The sequence below is a fragment of the Deltaproteobacteria bacterium genome, assembly GCA_016183235.1.
GTDB lineage: Bacteria > UBA10199 > UBA10199 > DSSB01 > JACPFA01 > JACPFA01.
Genome location: JACPFA010000042.1, coordinates 124018 through 143187, shown reverse-complemented (window position 1 = coordinate 143187; position 19170 = coordinate 124018). Strand labels below are relative to the sequence as shown.

Sequence of the window (19170 nt, the reverse complement as noted above, 5' to 3'; positions counted from 1 at the left end):
TTCGCATGGGAGATAAGGCTCTATATATCGATACCACCGGTTTATCCTTAAACTTAAGCGTGGCTATTGATGGGAAGGTTATGCTTGAAGAGTCAAACCGACAGCATAAAGTCCCGCATTCAAGAAATTTACTTTTAGAGATCGATGCACTTTTAGCTAAGGCGCAATGGAGCTTAAGCGCGCTTGATTACCTGGTAGTTTTAGTAGGGCCGGGTTCTTATACCGGTTTGAGAATAGGCCTCGCAGCTACGAAAGCCTTTGCGCTGGTTTTTAATCGTTCCATTGTTCCCATTAACACCTTAGAGGCCGTAGCTTGTTATCACTTAACCAAAAATTCACCGTTATTGGTGCCATGCCTGGTGGCCAGAAGCCAAGAGGTGTACGCAGCGGCTTTTGGCCCTCATGCTTCTATCGATTGCTTAGAACCTCATTTTAGCCAGGTGATCGAGATTGATGAATTGCCTAAGCTACTTGAGCGATGGCCAGAAGTTTTAACCTTTGGGTCTGGAGCCTTACTTCACGAAAAGTTTTTAGCAAAAAATTCTAATATTAAAGTTTTGCCATCCGAAGAGATAGGGCATGAACCGCATTTGCCCAGCGTGCTTTGTTTGGCTCATGGGCGCTATCAAGCCGGTTTATTCATGAATGCAAAAGCATTGAGTGCTTATTATCTCCGCGGCCCCTCTTTAAAAACTAAATAAAATCAAAGTCTTACGCTAAGTGTGATATTTAGCACTTTTCAAGTTAAAAGAAATGATTACAATCAAAATTAGTCGTTCTTTCTAAATCCAATTATCTTTATTTATATCTGGAGGTCTTCATGAACATGAATCCGTCCGATGAAGCGTTGATTACATCGCACACTGAAGAAAACGTTGAGTTAAAAAGTCTATGGCAAGAACACCTTAAACTAAAACGCGAATTGGAGAAAATAAATCGGAAACCTTATTTAACACCGGAGGACAAAACCAAGAAAAAGCAATTGCAACTGAATAAACTTGTAGGAAAGACTAAGATCGAGCAAATTTTATCTTCCTACCGAACTTAAAGATTAATCTTTTAAAAAATTGAAAATTTTAACCCATACCCTCATGGCCCTCGTGGCCAACTCTGCTGGTGTCTTAGCCCGCATCACAAAATTCTTTGGTGAGCATGGTTATAATATTGATGCCCTTACCGTAGCACCCACCTATCATGATCCACGAGTTTCTCGCATCACCATTGTCACCAAGGGTAATACTGCGGTGCTAGAAAAAATGGTGCAAGAGTTAAGCCAATTAGAAGATATTTCTAAAGTTGTGGTGGTGCGGGAAGAAGACTATTTATGTAGGGAGTTGCTTTTAGTGAAGGCTAAGGCCGATCATAAGAATCAAAAAGAAGTTTTGAAAATTATTCGTGAGGTTCAAGGTGAAATTTTAGATGAAGAATCAGGGGCGATTATTGCGATGCTGCATAATCATCCTGATCAAAACGATCAAGCCATTCATCAGCTCAAGGCGTTTGGGGTGATTGAAGTTGTGAGGACGGGGCGGGTTGCTATTGGAAAGGGTAAGACCGCATTTCGACAGACATAAGGAGGCTTTTAAAAAATCTTTTAAATGGGCTTAAGGCTTCCAGGGGTCCGTGTCGCCCAGGGGTTATGGCCCCTGGGCGCACTCAAAGTCTCGGCTTTCATGGTATTATAGCCATAGATATGAAAGCCTCCGACAAACCCCTTCCAGCCTTAAGCCCATTTAAAAGATTTTTTAAAAGCATCATTTATATATGGCAAGAGCAACGATTATATGAAAATAGCGAAAGAAGGAATTTGGTTTATTGTTTTGGCGCTGGGGTTGGCGGTGGGGGCGTATTTGGTTCATTGGATGGTGGGGGTGTTGTTTAGTTTAGTGTCATTGTTTGTGATTAATTTTTTTCGTGATCCTGAACGCCAAGCACCAATCGATTCTAGCCTCATGGTGACAGGGGCCGATGGGCGGATTTTAAAAATAGAACAACTTACCAGCAGCCCTTATTTCAATGAACCTCATCAGCGTATCAGTATTTTTATGAGCCCGTTCAATGTTCATGTGAATCGTGTGCCTATGGATGGGACGGTAGAGAAGATCGAATACCATCCCGGTAAATTTTTTAATGCCAGTTTAGATAAGGCCTCGCAGCATAATGAACGCAATGCAGTTTGGCTAAAGGGGCTTGATGGGGCTAGGGTTGCCTTTGTGCAAATCGCGGGTTTCATCGCGAGGAGGATCGTTTGTTATGCCAAGGTGGGGGATGAATATAAAAAAGGCGAGCGTTATGGGATGATTCGATTTGGCTCCCGGATGGAGCTTTATTTCCCCAATGATTGGAAGGTGTTAGTGGGGGTAGGCGATAAAGTTTATGCGGGCCGTACACCGCTTGCTAAAATGGGATTGTCTTGAGGGGTTAGATCGATTATAAGGGATCGTTTAGGTTAAATAATCAAAAATGAAGAAATTTAAAATTAGAAAATTTAATCGGCTTAAACGAGGCAACCGCCGTACCTACGACATGCGGAAGGGCATTTATATTTTGCCCAATCTCTTTACCACCACCAGTCTCTTTTGTGGTTTTTATTCAATTGTTCAAACCCTGAAAGGCCATTATTATGTAGCAGCTTGGGCAATTTTTGTGGCGGGTATTTTTGATATGTTAGATGGGCGCATCGCTCGTTTAACTCGAGCGAGTAGCGATTTCGGAACTGAATACGATTCTTTATGTGATCTGGCTAGTTTTGGGATGGCACCTGTTTTGTTGGCCTATAGTTGGTCTTTACAAGCTTATCCTCGTATCGGGGTCGCTGCTGCCTTTTTGTTTTTTGCCTGTGGGGCCATGCGGCTAGCCCGTTATAATGTTCAATCGGTCAATGTTGAACGCAAGAATTTTCAAGGGCTACCTATTCCCATGGCGGCAGGTTTGTTGATCACTTATGTGATTTTTTATCATCACTATTTTGGAAGGGCAATGCCCGGCAAATCTGTTTTGTTTTTGAGTTTAACCATCTTAGCTGCTTTGTTGATGGTGAGCAATGTTCCTTATCGCAGTTTTAAACAGTTTACTTCTAGGCGGCGGGCATCATTTTTTTATTTGGTGGGTTTAGCCGTGGTGATTTTCTTTTTCATTATTTCTCCCCACGAATTTGTTTTTATTGCGTGTTTGATTTATACAGCTAGCGGCATGGTAGAATATGTCTTGCAAAAAATCTTTGTGGCCAAAAGCCCTAGCAAAGAACTTACCCTCGAGCTTGGTGGCCCCACGCCACCCTATGAATCAGAATCCCTACAATCTATTCATTAGACCTCTTGCATAACCTACTGCGCGACCCAATGACTTCGTTGGGGCACCCCAAAATCCTCACGTATTTCCATATACGCTGCGGTTTCGGGGCCCCGCCCCGCCTTGTCCTTGGGTCGCTCGCGACGGTTCTACAAGAGGTCTATTAGTTACTATCCAGAGAGCAGTTGCGGCAAAAAGAGATAGTGTGTTACTAATTAAAGCTTAAGGAGTTTTTTATGGTCAAGGACATTGTCAAAATATTTGATACCACCTTGCGTGACGGGGAACAGTCCCCGGGTTTTAGTATGAATATTGAAGAAAAGTTAAGGCTAGCGCGGCAATTGGCCAAGCTGAATGTAGACATCATTGAAGCAGGTTTTCCCGTCGCCTCGGAAGGTGACTTTGAGGCCGTGCGGCGAGTGGCCCAAGAGGTCCAAGGGCCAACCATTGCAGGCCTGGCAAGAGCCAATTTGAAAGATATCGATCGTTGTTGGGAGGCCATTCGTTATGCCAAGCGCCCTCGTATTCATACCTTTATTGCAACCAGCGATATTCACTTGCAACATAAACTGCGAAAGACGCGCGAGCAGGTGTTAGAAGATACGGTACAAGCTGTGGCTCATGCGGTTCGCTACACGCCCGACGTAGAATTTTCGGCTGAAGATGCCACGCGTAGCGATCGGGATTATCTGTGCCAGGTCATTAGCGCAGCTATTGAAGCTGGGGCTACGACCGTTAATATTCCGGATACAGTGGGTTACACCGTGCCAAGTGAATATTTGAAATTAATTCAATATTTAAAACAAAAGGTCCCTAACATTGATCGGGCCATCATTAGTGTGCATTGTCACAATGACTTAGGCCTAGCCGTATCTAATTCTTTAGCGGCTATTGAAGCTGGGGCAAGACAAGTGGAATGCACCATCAATGGCATCGGTGAACGGGCCGGTAATGCCTCGATGGAAGAAATTGCTATGATCTTAAAAGTGCGTGGTGATTTAATGAAATGCGATACGAATCTGAAAACCCAGCAGTTGTATCCCACCTCGAAGTTATTGTCGTTAATTACGGGTGTGGCTGTGCAACCTAATAAGGCTATTGTTGGAGAAAATGCCTTTGCCCACGAAGCGGGTATTCATCAAGATGGTATTCTTAAACATCAAATGACTTATGAGATCATGACCCCTGAATCCGTAGGCTGGTCTAAAAGTAATTTGGTGTTGGGCAAACATTCGGGTCGGCATGCCTTTAAGACTCGTTTGTCAGAATTGGGTTATGAATTAGATGAAACCCAAATCAATAGTGCCTTTACCGCCTTTAAAGCCCTGGCTGATCGTAAAAAAGAAATTTTCGACGATGATTTAGTTGCATTAGTGTCTGAGCAAAGTCATAGTTGGGAAGATAAATACACTCTTAAATCTTTACAGGTCACCAGTGGTACTGATCAAGAGGCCACCGCAACGATCAGCCTGGATGTTGCAGGCAAAGAAGTAAAGGGTTCGGATAAAGGTGAGGGCCCGGTAGAAGTGATTTTTAAGACTTTGCGTAAGCTCACTCATTCTCGTAGTGAGTTGATGAAGTTTCAAATCAGTTCTATTACCGGCGGCGTTGATGCGCAAGGTGAAGTGACGGTAGTGATTCGAGAGAACGGGAAAGAAGTCCGCGGAGTAGGGACACATACCGACATCTTAGTAGCCAGCGCCCGAGCTTACATCAACGCGCTCAATCGATTGATCCTATTTGAAAAAGTATCCCAAAAAGGGATATAAATGTCATTGCGAGCTGCTTTTGTCATCCCCCGGCTTGACCGGGGGACCCATGATGCCGAGCGTGGCAATCTTCCTTTTCATTCTTCATTTCGTCTGCAAATAGGGCCACGTCTTTTCGAGGGAGGGAGAGGTCAATTGAGAGCCCGCGCCCGGTCAGCCTACTCGGGCTAAAAAATTTTTTGTTTTTAATTGAATTAGAGTATTCCTTCGTCATCCTCTAATTCAAAAAAACAATAAAATTTTTATAGCCCTCCGGAGCCTGTCCTGAGGTTTGGCGAAGGATCTGACCTCTTGCGCTAAAAGGCTCTCAATTGACCTCTCCCTCCCTCGAAAAGACTTCACACAAATATTTTTAGCCTTGGGCTGAATCTTTCATTTTAATCGGTAAAGATCCATGTTTTCGAGGCGGGTTTCGAGTTGGTAATGGTCGCTCAGGTAATTTTGTAGGGCTGGGAAATCGGCTATGGGGTAGCGTTGATAGTCGTGGTAATTGCCGATGGAGGTATCGATAATGTAAGTAGGTTTTTGTTTGGCAAAGTCAGCAAATAATTGGTCCCAACTTTGGGGGTTGATATTGGCCCGTGTGTCGAATTGTAGAGTTTCGTTCTGGCGGGGTGAGCGGCCGGTTAGGAAGTCTGAAGAGATAAAGCGGGCAGCGGGGTTGCGCTCTGAATAATAATAAATGCCTTGTGCCCAACCCCAAATAAAAATGGAGTCCTGTTTTTGGGTTCTTTCTTTAATATAATGGCCCACTACTTTAAGGGCAGGGCTATAATCACCCGTGTCGTCTAATTTCATTTCTAAGCCGATAAAAGGAATGCGTAAGACCAAAAGCACAATGTAAAGAAAAGTTATTTTAAATAAGCTTCGTTCGAGTTTGTTTTTAAGCGAAAGAATTTTTTCTAATTGTAAGGCACTTAAGATACAGAGGGTTGGGAAGGCTTGTAGAAAGTAATGGGGGAAGAAACGCCCACCTGGCACTGTGGCTAATAAAGAAAAACCAAAGATGAGCCAAAGCAGAATTTCTAACTTTTTTTCCTTCCAAAATCTATAACCCACTAAAACCCACAACGGAGCTGTCATGAGCAGCACGTGACCGGTTTGAGTCAAGAAATTCCATAAAACATTGTGATTAGAAAAACCTTGTAAAATATATTGGTAGTTGTGTTGAAAAACCCAATAAACAAAATCATTCCAACTCCCAACTTTGACTAAATAGGCCACACAAAGCGCAGCAACCGTTGCCATACCAAGCAAAAGACCACCTAAGCGTGTTAAGTAAGCCTTGATATTAAACGGAACGATGAATAAAAAAATGAAATAGGCAAAAAATTGGATAGCACCTTGTTGGCGAAAGAGAGAACCGGTTAAAAGCAAAATGCCTGATAGAAAAGCCGAGCTAGCAGGTTGTTTTTTGAAACTTCTTAAAAAATAATAAGCACTCAGAACTAAGGGTAGGTTCATGAGCAATTCGCCAGTGGTGGCAAGGATGCGAAACCCGGGGGCACTTGCAAAGATAAGATAAAAAACCCCTGCCCAAAGGCTGGCTAGTCGGGAGGCGCCGGCCTGTCGGCTAAGATAAGTCACACTTAAGCCTGTAAGGCTGAACCAAAGCATGCCTAGTAGATGAATGGCCCAATATTGGTGTTTGCCAAAAATCGAAAAAACTCCAGCATAAACCAGGTAAAGTAAAGGTGGCTTTTCTCCCATGACGGTTACGTAAGGGCTTGAGCCATCGACTATACTGTTCGCCAATAGCCCCCACATCACCTCATCAATATCGAGGTAGGGCCAAAATAAAGAGGGACATCGAAATAAGAAAGTGATTAAGCTAAAAATAATGAATATTTTCCAACCCTTGGGGAGTACGTTTGAAATGGGGTCAACACTTGAAGTCATGGAGGGTTTGAGAATTCTTCCTTGAAAGTCGAATGTAAAAGATGTAGGAGAGGAAGTAAATAAAAAAGGGAACTATGTCAGTATTTTTAGTGATTCCGACTTATAACGAAAAAGACAACTTGCCTTTGTTGGTAAGAAAGGTCTTTTCGGTCTTGCCAGAGGCTAAGATGTTGATTGTTGACGACGCTAGCCCCGATGGCACGGGTGTGTTGGCAGAAAATTTACGACAACATTACCCTGAACGGCTGTTTGTTTTGCACCGGGCTGGGAAGCAAGGTTTGGGCTCGGCTTATGTGATGGGTTTTCGGCAGGCCTTGCGCTTGGGGGCAACAAAAGTCATTCAAATGGATGCCGATTTTTCTCATCCTATTGAACGTTTACCCAAAATGTTAGCTTTGGCCGAAGATTATGATTTGGTGATCGGTTCTCGTTATGTGGAGGGTGGCCAAACTCCTGGGCTTAAAGGGCTTCGCAGATTGATTAGTTGGGGAGGCGGGGTTTATACCCGTGCTATTTTAGGGTTGAAGGTTCGGGATGTAACCAGTGGTTTTAAATGTTTTGATGCCAGTGTATTAGCCGATATTGATTTAGACAATTTCAAGATGTCAGGCTATGGGTTTCAAATTGAATTAATTTATAAAACTTTTTTGAGAAATTATCGAGTGGTTGAAATGCCCATTTGCTTTAAAAGTCGGCGCCAAGGGGAATCAAAAATGGGTTTCAAGATTGTTTTAGAAGCTCTGCTTAATGTGCTTGTCTTGCGTCGCGATTCGTTTGCATTTCGGCGCGCTTACAGTGCACAACTTGATTACTAGTCTTGCCTATAAAGCATGTCCAATAAACAGAATTTAAGCCCGCGGGAAGAATTATTAGCCATTCAAAAAAGAGTCTTTTACCATAATAAACAAATCATTGAAGACTCCGTTCTGGTTCAAGAAAAAGATTTTTCTCAATACGAAAAAAATTACTTAAATTGCGTTAGAACCTATCAACGAGTGGTAAGTTTAGATGAATTAAAGCGCAAGATGGTTAAGGCGCAGTTTGTTTTTGTGGGGGATTATCACACCAACCCGCAATCTCAGCGGTCATTCTTGCGCCTTTTGCGAGCCTTAGTTGGCGAAACTAAAAATTTTTGCATCGCTTTAGAATTTATTCAGCGTAAAAAACAAATTTATGTTGATCAATATTTAAACGGCAAACTTCCAATAGAAAAATTTTTAAAGAAAATTGAATTAAAAAAACATTTTCATTTTGATCTGTGGGGGAATTTTAAACCACTTTTTGATTTTGCCATTTATCATGGGGTTAAGATTTATGGTTTGGAGACCGCTCCTTATGGTTCAGGGCTGATCAAAAGAGATCAAGCCATGGCCGAAACTTTAAAAGATATTCATGAAAAAAATCCTAATTCCCTTGTGGTTTGTTTAGTGGGAGATTTGCACATCGCTCCAAAAAATTTACCCCACCAATTACGGGCCACTTTAAATGCAACGAAGCTGCGTTCAGAAAAAATACTTCATGTTTATCAAAACTCAGAGAAAATTTATTGGCAGTTAGCCCAAGCCGGGTTGGAGGACAAGGTTGAAATTGTTCAGCTGGGGGAATGGAGTTACTGTTTAATGAACACGCCGCCCGTTGTGTGGCAACAGTCTTATTTGAATTGGCTCGAAAATGAAATTGAGTTTGATTATTCCGATCCCAAGGCCAATTTTGTTGATTTAATGGAACGAATCGCGGCTTTTTTAGAAATTAAGGTGCCCGACACTAAAGACGAAGTTGAAATATTTACGTGGGATGATTTGAGTTTTCTTGATCGATTAGAAAATGCCTCTGACTTTACAGTTCGAGAAATCAAAGCCATTAAACAACAGATTGAATCTTCAGAATCTTATTATATCCCTAAACGTAAGTGGGTTTATCTAGGGAATCTTTCCATCAACCATGCTGCTGAAGAAGCCAGCCATTGCCTTAAACATTTATTATCGGGTGAAGAATTTCCCCGCAGTGGGTTTGATGCCTTTTACGCCAATGTATTGCATGAAGCGGTAGGGTTTTTTGGTTCTAAATTAATCAACCATAAACGAAAATGTTTAAGAGAACGGGATTATGAATCCCTCATTGAATATTTTAAAACCTCTCAAGATTTTCCACGAGTGCGCCATTTAGAGGTGGAAATAGCGAGGTTTGTTTTATCCCATCAGGCCATGATGAAAAAAGGGAAAGACCCAGCCATGCCTGAACATTTTTTTTCTAATTATAAATTATTTTTTGGTGTGTCGCATGCCTTGGGTTATTTATTGGGGGAGAGAATTTATTATGCGATGCTCAAAGAACTTATTCGAAAAAGAGAAGTCATAAGGCTTTACCGCAGCCCGTTTAAAGAAGAAGGTGAACCTTTTTTACTTTATCATTATCTTTATAATAAGACCTCCCGCTTGCGCCTGCCCCACCGGCTTTAGTTGATCCTATCAATATGATGAGCATCATGCATACGATTGATGGGCATCATTTTCTTTCAGGGAGGGGTAGTTTATTTATAATCACATCAGAAACTGGATTTTTGTCTTAAACAATCCCTTACCCAATGTAAACGAGGCGAAAAATGGGGATCATGGCGTTTTTTTTAGTTTTTATTTTGAGTCTTCCTTCGACAGCGCTTGCCTTCGTAGGCCAGGGCAAGGTTCTATTTGAACAAAAGTGCGCCGCCTGCCATACCATTGGTGGTGGGCGCCGCGTGGGGCCCGACTTAGCGGGTGTGCATGATCGACATAAAGAAGACTGGATGCTTAAATTCATCAAGTCTTCGCAAGCCGTCATTCAATCCGGTGATCCCGAAGCCGTGGCCTTGTTTGAACAAAACAACAAGATTATCATGCCCGACCATCTCTTTTCCGACGATGAAATTAAGGGAATTATTGCATACATCAAGGAAGCGGGAGGAAGTTCAGCACCTCATAGTGGAGGAGGGCAGGTTGTGGTGGAGACTCCGTCGGAACCGACCCCAGATGAAATCTTGTTGGGGCGCAATCTTTTTCAAGGAAGGGTTCGTTTTACGCAGGGTGGGCCTTCTTGTATTTCATGCCATCATGTGAGAAACGATGCTGTCATTGGGGGTGGGGTCCTTGCCAAGGATCTAACCCTAGTATTTTCTAGAATAGGTAAACCAGGGGTGCAGGCGATCTTAGGGAGCCCTCCTTTTCCTGTTATGCAAGCGGCTTATCAAGGTAAATCTTTCACACCGGAGGAGATTCGGGCATTAACAGGTTTTTTGCAAGATGCGGATCGTGAACATGCCTTTCAACAACCCAAAGATTATGGGTGGGGGCTCTTTAACGCTGGGATCAGCGGTGTGGTGCTACTTTCTGTGCTCTGTGCGTTGATGGGGTGGCGTCGCAAGAAACATTCCGTCAACCAAGCAATTTATGACCGACAGATTCAATCCGAGTAGATGAAGGAGCATCCATGAGCTGGATTAAAGATATTATTTCCCCTCAGACGCGAAAATGGGAAGAGTTTTATCGCAATCGCTTTCAACACGACCGTATCGTTCGAAGTACGCATGGAGTTAACTGTACGGGCGGTTGTTCTTGGCAAATCCATGTGAAAGACGGCATTGTCGTTTGGGAGACGCAACAACTCGATTACCCGCTCCTGGAAGATTCACTGCCACCTTATGAACCGCGGGGTTGTCAAAGAGGTATTTCGTACTCTTGGTATTTATATAGCCCGCTTCGCATCAAGTATCCCTTGATTCGAGGTGCCCTGATCGATGCCTATCGTGCCGAAAAGGAAACATGGGGTGATCCGCTCAAGGCCTGGGAGTCTTTGCAAAAAGATCCACAAAAACGCCAGACCTATCAGAAGGCTCGCGGTAAAGGTGGGTTTAGAAGGGCTAGTTGGGATGAGGTTTTGGAAATCATGGCCGTTGCCAATATTTACACCGCAAAGAAATATGGCCCCGACCGAGTTATTGGTTTTTCACCCATCCCTGCAATGTCGATGCTCAGTTATGCAGCGGGTGGTCGATTTCTCCAACTGTTTGGAGGAGTGAATTTAAGTTTTTATGATTGGTATTGTGACCTTCCTACAGCTTTTCCAGAAATTTGGGGCGAACAGACCGATGTTTGTGAGAGTGCTGACTGGTACAATGCCAAAATGATTGCCGACATGGGTGCGTGTTTGAATATGACCCGTACACCCGATTGCCACTTTTTTGCAGAGTCACGGCACAATGGCACCAAGGCGGTTGTGTTCTCGCCTGATTTTAGCCAAGTTTGTAAATATGCCGATCAGTGGGTGCCTCTCCACGCGGGGAGTGACGGTGCGTTTTGGATGGCGGTCTCTCATGTCATCCTCAAAGAATTTCATCACGAAAAACAAACACCCTATTTTATAAAGTACGTCAAGCAATACACCGACAGCCCTTATCTGGTCGTGCTCAATAAGGAGGGCGGTCATTACACTCCAGGCCGTCTCTTGCGAGCCAATGAAATCAGCTCCTTTCAAGATATTGAAAACGGTGAGTGGAAGTTTCTCAATATAGATGAAGCATCGGGGAGCTTGGTAGTGCCCAAGGGTGCGATGGGGCATCGTTGGGGTAAGGCTGGTCAGTGGAACATGAAGCTTGAGGGTTCCACGGATGACAACCCTTATGATCCCGTGCTTACCTTGCTTAAAAATAATGATGGCGTGCTGAGTACCGAATTTACAGAATTCGGCCTAAACAAGAAAGTTTTGCGAGGCGTTCCCGTCAAGTATGTTGAGACTTTGCATGGCAAAGTTGCTGTCGCAACGGTTTATGATCTGATCATGGCTCAGTATGGCGTGGGGCGTGGGCTTTCGGGAGAATATCCTAAAGACTATGCCGATGCAGATGCTGCTTATACACCCGCTTGGCAAGAGATTTTGACAGGGGTTGATTCTAAGACCGTGCTTCAATTTGCCAGAGAGTGGGCCAATACTGCGGCGATGACCGAGGGTAAGTGCATGATCATCATTGGTGCGGGTATTAATCACTGGTATCACGCCAATCTGATGTACCGTGCGGGTGCTATGGCGTTGATGCTTTCAGGCTGCGTAGGTAAAAATGGAGGTGGTTTGAATCACTATGTGGGGCAGGAAAAACTAGCCCCGGTTGATTCTTGGGGTTCCATTGCTTTTGCCAAAGATTGGTATGCAGCGAGTCGGCTTCAACAAGCCCCGCTGTGGCATTACATCAACACCTGTCAGTACCGTTACGATGGTCAGTATTCACATTATAATACGGTCCCCGACAATGACATGACCCGCAAACACACGGCCGACACTATTTTGCAGTCTGTTCGTAATGGGTGGATGCCCTTTTATCCGCAGTTTAAGCAAAGCACTTTAGAACTTGGTCAAGAAGCCATGGCCCAAGGTGCCAAAGACGACGCGGGTATTACCGATTATGTATTGAAAAAATTAAAATCAAAAGAATTGGAATATTCCGTGGCAGACCCTGAGGCCGAAGAAAACCACCCAAGGGTTTGGTATATTTGGCGTGGCAATGCCATCATGGGGAGTATGAAGGGTCACGAGTATGCCCTGCAACATTATCTTGGCACGCATTCAAACGCCATTGGGAAAGATTCGGCAGAACACCCTCAAGAGGTGAAATGGCATGAGATCGCACCCACCGGAAAGATGGATCTGGTAGTGGACTTAAACTTTCGCATGGACTCCTCAGCGCTCTATTCCGATATCGTTCTGCCTGCAGCTTCTTGGTATGAAAAGGCAGACCTCAACAGTACCGACTTACATTCGTTCATTCATCCACTGTCAGCGGCTATTCCGCCGGTTTGGGAAGCCAAGACCGATTGGAACATTTTTAAAGAATTAGCAAGGGTGACGAGTGAGGCGGCTAAAAAATATTTTCCCGAACCTCAGGTAGACATTGTTGCATTGCCATTATCCCACGATACGGCCGATGAGATGACGCAGCCCAGTGTGAAGGATTGGTATCATGGCGAGTGTGAGGCAATTCCTGGAAAGACCATGCACAAGCTTGCCGTGGTTCGCCGCGATTATACCAAACTCTATGAAAGATATATTACCCTCGGAGAAAATATCAAAACCAAGGGTTTGGGTGCACACGGTAACCATTATTTCTGTGCGGATGAATACGACCAGATGATTGCTTCGAATCATTTCCCTGTAGAAAAGATCGATGGGAAAATTTATCCCTCCCTCAAAGAAGATGAGTGGGCCGCTAATGCGGTTCTTCACTTGTCGACACTGACCAATGGTACGCTGACAGTACGTGCCTATGAAAATATGGAGAAAAAAACCGGGCTTAAACTGGCTGATTTAGGTGAAGGAAGTAAGGATGTTCGCATCCGTTATGCTGACTTGCAGGCCCAACCGCGGCGTTACAATACTTCTCCGCTATGGTCGGGGCTCATGAACAATGGCAGGGCCTATGCCGCTTATACCTATAATGTAGATCGCCTCGTGCCCTGGAGAACGCTCACCGGCAGGCAGCATTTTTACCTCGATCACGAGATGTATATTGCCTATGGTGAGCACTTACCAACCTATAAACCTTCACCCAGGCCAGAAGTGTATGGTGATTTGAAAGAGACCTTAAAAGATGGCAAGGCCAAGGTGTTGAACTGCCTTACTCCGCATGGCAAGTGGCATATCCACTCAACTTACATGGAAAATCTTCGCATGTTAACGCTCTCGCGAGGTTGTGAACCCTGTTGGATGAGTGAGCAAGATGCAAAAGAATTGGGGATTCAAGACAACGATTGGGTTGAGGTTTATAACGACCATGGTGTTTATTGCACTCGTGCCTGTGTGAGCGCTCGTATTCCAAAAGGCGTGTGCATTGTTTATCATGTGCCCGAGCGTACGGTGGGTATTCCTAAATCACAAGTGAGAGGGAACAAGAGAGCGGGGGGGCATAATAGCTTCACACGGATCCACCTAAAGCCGAACTACCTGTGCGGCGGATACGGGCAGTTCTCGTATCACTTTAACTATTGGGGACCCATTGCCCCGCAACGGGATACCCATGTGACGGTTAAAAAGATGGATAAAGTTATATTTTGAAAATTTCCCTTCACCGGAAGGGAATTTATTATAGGAAAAGATATGGATATTCGTTCTCAAGTCTCGATGGTGTTTCACTTAGACAAATGCATTGGCTGTCATACCTGCTCCATTGCGTGTAAAAATATTTGGACCGACCGGAAGGGTGCTGAGTACATGTGGTGGAACAATGTTGAAACAAAGCCGGGCACAGGTTATCCTACCAAATGGGAAGATCAAAATATCTATAAGGGTGGTTGGGAAAAAATTGGAACAACCCTTACGCTTAAGGGTGCTGGCAAGCAGAAAGGATTGTTGAACATCTTTCATAATCCCAACCTACCTGTGATCGACGATTATTACGAACCTTTCACTTACAAGTATCTTGATTTGATTGAGTCGCCCGCCAGCGATGACCAGCCAACAGCTCGGCCCGTTTCGTTAATCACCGGAAAACCGATCGATATCAAAATGGGGCCCAATTGGGATGACGATTTGAGTGGAACCCCTGACTTTGCCCGTAATGATCCTAATCTCAAAAAATTGGCCCCTGCTGAACAAGAGGCCATGTTTCAGCTAGAACGGATGGCGTTTTTCTATTTGCCACGCATTTGCAACCACTGCCTGAACCCGGCTTGTGTTGCCTCTTGCCCGTCGGGTGCCATTTATAAGCGTGGTGAAGATGGTGTGGTGCTCATCAACCAAAATGTTTGTCGTGCTTGGAGAATGTGTGTCACGGCCTGCCCTTATAAAAAATCTTATTACAATTGGCATACCGGTAAATCAGAAAAATGCATTCTTTGTTATCCACGGATTGAGGCCGGTCTTGCCCCAGCTTGTATGCAATCTTGCGTAGGCCGCATTCGATATTTGGGAGTTATCTTGTATGATGCAGACCGTATTCATGAAGTGGCATCGGCTTCTGAAGAACAACTCATCCATCGACACCTTGATATTTTGGCAGACCCCTTTGACCCCGATGTCATTGCGTCGGCCAAGGCCAATGGCATAGCCGATTCTACCCTTCATGCAGCACAGAATTCGCCAACCTATAAATTTGTCAAGAAGTGGGGGTTGGCCCTTCCCTTGCATGCCGAGTTTAGAACCCTTCCCATGCTATTTTATGTGCCACCCCTTTTGCCGGTCATGGCCAGTGTCAAGGAAATGGGTCAAAGCAAACAAGTAAGCGAGTTAGACCCCATTGCCAAGGTTTGGGATGATCGTTGGCTCTACGACACAAGTACCACCGAGCTTTGGGGGACCATCAACGAGGCTCGTTTTCCATTGAAGTATCTTGCCAGTCTCTTTAGTGCGGGCGATGAAAACAAAATTGCCGATCGATTAAAAAAACTCATGGCTATCCGAATTTATCGCCGCCACAAAACTGTGGGAGATATTTCGCAAGACAAGGCCATGAAGGCTCTCGAGGCTGTGGGCTATTCACCCGAGCTAGCAGACGAGATTTACTATCTCACCTCGCTGGCCAAGTTTGATGATCGCTTTGTGATCCCGGCAGCCCATCGCGAGCAGGCAATCGAGATGTTAGAATTTACCGGGGACACAAAAGGCAGTACTGGCTTTGGTTTTAAAGAAGGGACTTTCCAGAGAGGGTTATAAATTTTATGAATCAGTCGCATTATTTTTATTTGGCTAAGGTGTTTGATTTTCCAGGGCCCGGCTACGCCCTTGAAGTACAAAATTTATTGGATTTATTACGTGACAAATATGCGAAAGCAGCCCTTCAGGTACAACATTTTTTAGAAGGGATTCCCAAAAAAACGGTTGATCTACAAGAACTCTATACACGCTCTTTTGATGTTCAGTCGATCACGACGCTCGATGTTGGTTATGTATTATTTGGGGATGACTACAAGCGTGCAGAGTTGTTGTCGAATCTCACGCGTGAACACTCCCAAGTAGAAAATAACTGTGGGGGTGAACTAGCCGATCATTTACCCAACCTCTTACGGTTGATGCCAAAATTAAAAGATGAGGAACTGTTACTTGAGTTAGTGAGGGAAATTTTGGTTCCGGCGCTTATGCTGATGATTCGTGAATTTGACGAAGAGCGTGTAGAAAAAAAGAAAATGAGTTACCAAAAACATTACAAAGCCTTGCTGGATCCCGCGCCGGGCAGCGCTCCGACCGTTTATTGCAAGGCGCTTAAAGCCACCCTTGAGGTGTTAACCCAAGATTTTCACGTGGCTGATAGAATGGCCCAATTATCCGAGTGGTCGCTTCAACCTCAATCGGCTGATTTTTTGGGATGGGTTGAAAAAGAAATGAATATCGAGCAGACCGCAAACCCTAACAATAGTGGTTGTGACTCTTAATAACGTAGGTGGAAATTGTTATGAATTTTTTAAATAACTTTTTGTTTATTGCGTTACCTTATATTGCCATCGTGACTTTTTTGATTGGCACTATTCAGCGATACAGGGCAACGGGGTTCAAGTATTCCTCTTTGTCTTCGCAGTTTTTGGAGGGGAAAGCGCTCTATTTCGGTTCCATGTTGTTTCACTTGGGGATCTTGGTGGTCTTTTTAGGGCACCTGATTGCCTTTCTTTTTCCAAAAGCCACCTTGGCATGGAACAGCAACCCGGTACGTTTGATTATTTTAGAAGTAACGGCCTTTACCTTTGGTTTGAGTGTTTTGATTGGGTTGATCATCCTCTTCTTGCGGCGCATTTCGAATGTGCGGGTGCGGGTCGTGACCAGTCGAATGGATCTTTGCCTTGAGATCTTGCTTTGGTTACAAATTGTTTTAGGATGCTGGATTGCATTGGGGTATCGTTGGGGGTCTTCTTGGTTTGCAGCAGACCTGACCCCTTATTTGTGGTCGATTTTGACATTTGATCCGCGTATCGAGGCGGTGAGCGCCATGCCTTGGGTGATCAAGGGCCACATTGTTGGGGCTTTTCTCATTGTGACTATCTTTCCCTTTACGCGCTTGGTGCATTTTCTTGTGGCCCCCTTTCATTACATTTGGAGGCCTTATCAACAGGTGATGTGGTATTGGGACCGTAAACGGGTACGTAACTCGCAGAACGTTTGGACGGAGCACCGTCCGCAAAACAACTAGGGGTTTGGCCATGGAAACTAATATGAGTGCGCATTTGCTTAATTCGATTGATCCTCTGAAAAAGCAGGCAGAAACAGGTGCTATGGGAGATGGCCTGTCTCCCATGGATCCACCCGATGCCTATGCCCCGCCCAGCACGACGTCTGTTGAGCCTGCTGCCATGCATCCTTTTTTAAGAAAGTTTATGGAGGAACATGTTTCTTTCATGAAGGAGCTTGCTTTATTTGAAGAGGCCATCCTTTGTATTCAAAAAACAGGGTTTACAAAAGAACTCGATCAAAAACTTCGTCACTTTTTCCATTTTTTTGATCAGGAGTTTGCCACACACAGTCATCGAGAAGAAGTTACTTTTTTCCCATTGCTGAGCAAACGGCTTCTGGATAAAGGCGAACACCACGTCGGAGCAACGACCACACCGGTTGATATGATGGAGGATGATCATCACAAGGCCGTGCAGCTAGCAGCGGTCATTATCAATTTTTTAGGGCTCACTTTTCGTCTTCCTGACGAACGGTCAAAGTTAGTGGTGCTGGATGCAGCATTAGAAGAGGGCAAACAATTAGTTGAACTTTTGCGTCTGCATATTTTTCGCGAAGACCATATTTTATTTCCTATGGCCCACCAATTGATTTCCACGACCGAATTTGATGCCATGCAACCAAAGGGGTAGCCCCATGACTCACGCCACTCAGAAAATTCGTGAGCAGGCCATTGAAAACAAGGGTCGAGGCCGTGTGCTTACCTTTTCGACCCTTGATTTTACGGTTGCCTTTGCAGTTTGGTTGATGTTTGGGGTGCTGGGGATTCCCATCCGTAAAGAATTTGGTTTAAACGATGTTCAGTTTGGTTGGTTGACGGCGGTCGCTATTTTGAACGGGTCTATCTGGCGTTTGTTGTTTGGCATACTAACCGATCGTATTGGCGGCCGATGGGTGACCATCATGCTTTTGCTCGGCACGGCCGTGCCCACTTATTTAATTGCATACACGCATTCCTTTCATGAACTCATGATCTATGCCTTTTTGGTGGGTTTGGGCGGCAATCTTTTTTCCGTTGGCATTGCGTGGAATTCGGCCTGGTTTCCTAAACAGAGCCAAGGTTTTGCCTTGGGTGTCTTTGGCGCAGGCAATGTAGGTGCTTCGATTACGAAGTTTATTGGCCCTGTCCTCATTGCCATAGTGCCTGCGGCAGGGTTGTGGGGAGGGCGACTACCCGGCGGTTGGCGGTTCGTTCCTGTTCTCTACAGTGTGCTACTTGTTCTCTTAGCCGTGCTGACTTGGGCCTGCACTCCTTCGCACGACCATAAGCCAGGCCATGGGCGAAGTTTTTTTGAAATGCTACGCCCCTTGAAATATATTCGCGTGTGGCGGTTTAGTCTTTATTATGTGGTGGTGTTTGGTGCCTACGTGGCGCTTTCGGTTTGGCTTCCCAAATATTATGTAGATGTCTTTGGCCTTAAGTTACAAACAGCAGCTCTGCTCACGGCCTCTTTTATTTTTCCGGCCAGCCTCCTTCGGCCCCTGGGAGGTTGGCTGTCTGACCGCTTTGGTGCGCGTCGCATCATGTATCTTGTTTTAGGTGTGATGACCGTTGCAACGTTTCTGCTCTCAGCTCCCAATGGCCATATTGTGCTTTATGTCTCCAGTCGTTTTGCTGCGAGTGGGGCTCACGAAGTGCTTCCCTTTATCATGCCGCTTTGGGGTTTTGTATCGTTGGTTTTTCTGGTGGGTGCTTGCATGGGCATTGGAAAGGCGGCTGTTTATAAATATATCCCTGATTACTTTCCCCGAGATGTGGGCGCTGTGGGTGGCTTGGTGGGCATGTTAGGGGCCTTGGGTGGGTTCTTTCTTCCGCCTATTTTCGGTTATGCCTACCAAGGGTCGTGGTTGCCGCAGAGTACTTTCTTTGTGCTTTTTTTGGTGACCCTGATAAGCTTTGTTTGGTTTCATCTGACGGTCATCCAAATGTTGAAACAGGCTACTCCGCAATTGAAAAATGATATTGAAACGCGACCCTCTGAACTGCAGGCAATCAAAGGACCGCGTCCGTACAAGGCGGTTCCTTGAGAAAGGGTTC

General features: G+C 44.8%; 15 protein-coding genes. 14 read left to right on the top strand and 1 reads right to left on the bottom strand.

Annotated features, from left to right (window positions below):
* Positions 1-5: 5 nt before the first annotated feature.
* From tsaB to HYU97_10950, 5 genes are all read left to right on the top strand, one after another.
* Entirely contained in the window at positions 6-701 is a 696-nt protein-coding gene (gene tsaB, locus HYU97_10970; protein ID MBI2337268.1) for a tRNA (adenosine(37)-N6)-threonylcarbamoyltransferase complex dimerization subunit type 1 TsaB, read from the top strand.
* Between the two features lie 366 nt (positions 702-1067).
* Positions 1068-1574 (top strand): acetolactate synthase small subunit, encoded by a 507-nt coding sequence (gene ilvN / locus HYU97_10965; protein MBI2337267.1) that lies wholly within the window; start codon positions 1068-1070, stop codon positions 1572-1574.
* 210 nt (positions 1575-1784) lie between these two features.
* Positions 1785-2417, top strand: a complete 633-nt coding sequence (locus HYU97_10960) for a phosphatidylserine decarboxylase family protein (GenBank protein ID MBI2337266.1) — start codon at positions 1785-1787, stop codon at positions 2415-2417.
* A gap of 46 nt (positions 2418-2463) precedes the next feature.
* Positions 2464-3312 carry a CDP-diacylglycerol--serine O-phosphatidyltransferase gene (gene pssA, locus HYU97_10955; protein ID MBI2337265.1) on the top strand — a complete coding sequence of 283 codons (849 nt, stop codon included), beginning with the start codon at positions 2464-2466 and terminating at the stop codon, positions 3310-3312.
* A 215-nt stretch (positions 3313-3527) separates the two neighbouring features.
* On the top strand, positions 3528-5060 hold the full coding sequence (locus HYU97_10950) for a 2-isopropylmalate synthase (protein MBI2337264.1): 1533 nt from the start codon (positions 3528-3530) through the stop codon (positions 5058-5060).
* 372 nt (positions 5061-5432) lie between these two features.
* On the opposite strand, the gene HYU97_10945 is transcribed toward HYU97_10950, so the two are convergent.
* On the bottom strand, positions 5433-6959 hold the full coding sequence (locus HYU97_10945; GenBank protein MBI2337263.1) for a glycosyltransferase family 39 protein: 1527 nt from the start codon (positions 6957-6959) through the stop codon (positions 5433-5435).
* Between the two features lie 74 nt (positions 6960-7033).
* Here HYU97_10945 and HYU97_10940 point away from each other — a divergent pair, with 74 nt between their 5' ends.
* From HYU97_10940 to HYU97_10900, 9 genes are all read left to right on the top strand, one after another.
* A complete protein-coding gene (locus tag HYU97_10940; GenBank protein MBI2337262.1) occupies positions 7034-7774 on the top strand; it encodes a polyprenol monophosphomannose synthase in 741 nt (246 codons plus the stop codon).
* Positions 7775-7789: 15 nt separating this feature from the next.
* The gene (locus HYU97_10935) at positions 7790-9418 is read left to right on the top strand and encodes a ChaN family lipoprotein (protein MBI2337261.1); all 1629 of its coding nucleotides are present in this window, start codon (positions 7790-7792) and stop codon (positions 9416-9418) included.
* Positions 9419-9570: 152 nt separating this feature from the next.
* On the top strand, positions 9571-10407 hold the full coding sequence (locus tag HYU97_10930; GenBank protein ID MBI2337260.1) for a cytochrome c: 837 nt from the start codon (positions 9571-9573) through the stop codon (positions 10405-10407).
* A 14-nt stretch (positions 10408-10421) separates the two neighbouring features.
* Positions 10422-14033, top strand: a complete 3612-nt coding sequence (locus tag HYU97_10925) for a nitrate reductase subunit alpha (GenBank protein MBI2337259.1) — start codon at positions 10422-10424, stop codon at positions 14031-14033.
* 42 nt (positions 14034-14075) lie between these two features.
* Complete coding sequence (gene narH / locus HYU97_10920; protein MBI2337258.1) at positions 14076-15629, top strand: nitrate reductase subunit beta; 1554 nt, start codon at positions 14076-14078, stop codon at positions 15627-15629.
* A 5-nt stretch (positions 15630-15634) separates the two neighbouring features.
* Positions 15635-16345, top strand: a complete 711-nt coding sequence (locus HYU97_10915; protein ID MBI2337257.1) for a hypothetical protein — start codon at positions 15635-15637, stop codon at positions 16343-16345.
* 20 nt (positions 16346-16365) lie between these two features.
* Positions 16366-17094, top strand: coding sequence for a respiratory nitrate reductase subunit gamma (gene narI / locus HYU97_10910; protein MBI2337256.1), 729 nt, complete (start codon positions 16366-16368; stop codon positions 17092-17094).
* Positions 17095-17104: 10 nt separating this feature from the next.
* A complete protein-coding gene (locus tag HYU97_10905; GenBank protein ID MBI2337255.1) occupies positions 17105-17764 on the top strand; it encodes a hemerythrin domain-containing protein in 660 nt (219 codons plus the stop codon).
* A gap of 4 nt (positions 17765-17768) precedes the next feature.
* The gene (locus HYU97_10900; protein ID MBI2337254.1) at positions 17769-19160 is read left to right on the top strand and encodes a NarK/NasA family nitrate transporter; all 1392 of its coding nucleotides are present in this window, start codon (positions 17769-17771) and stop codon (positions 19158-19160) included.
* Positions 19161-19170: the final 10 nt, after the last annotated feature.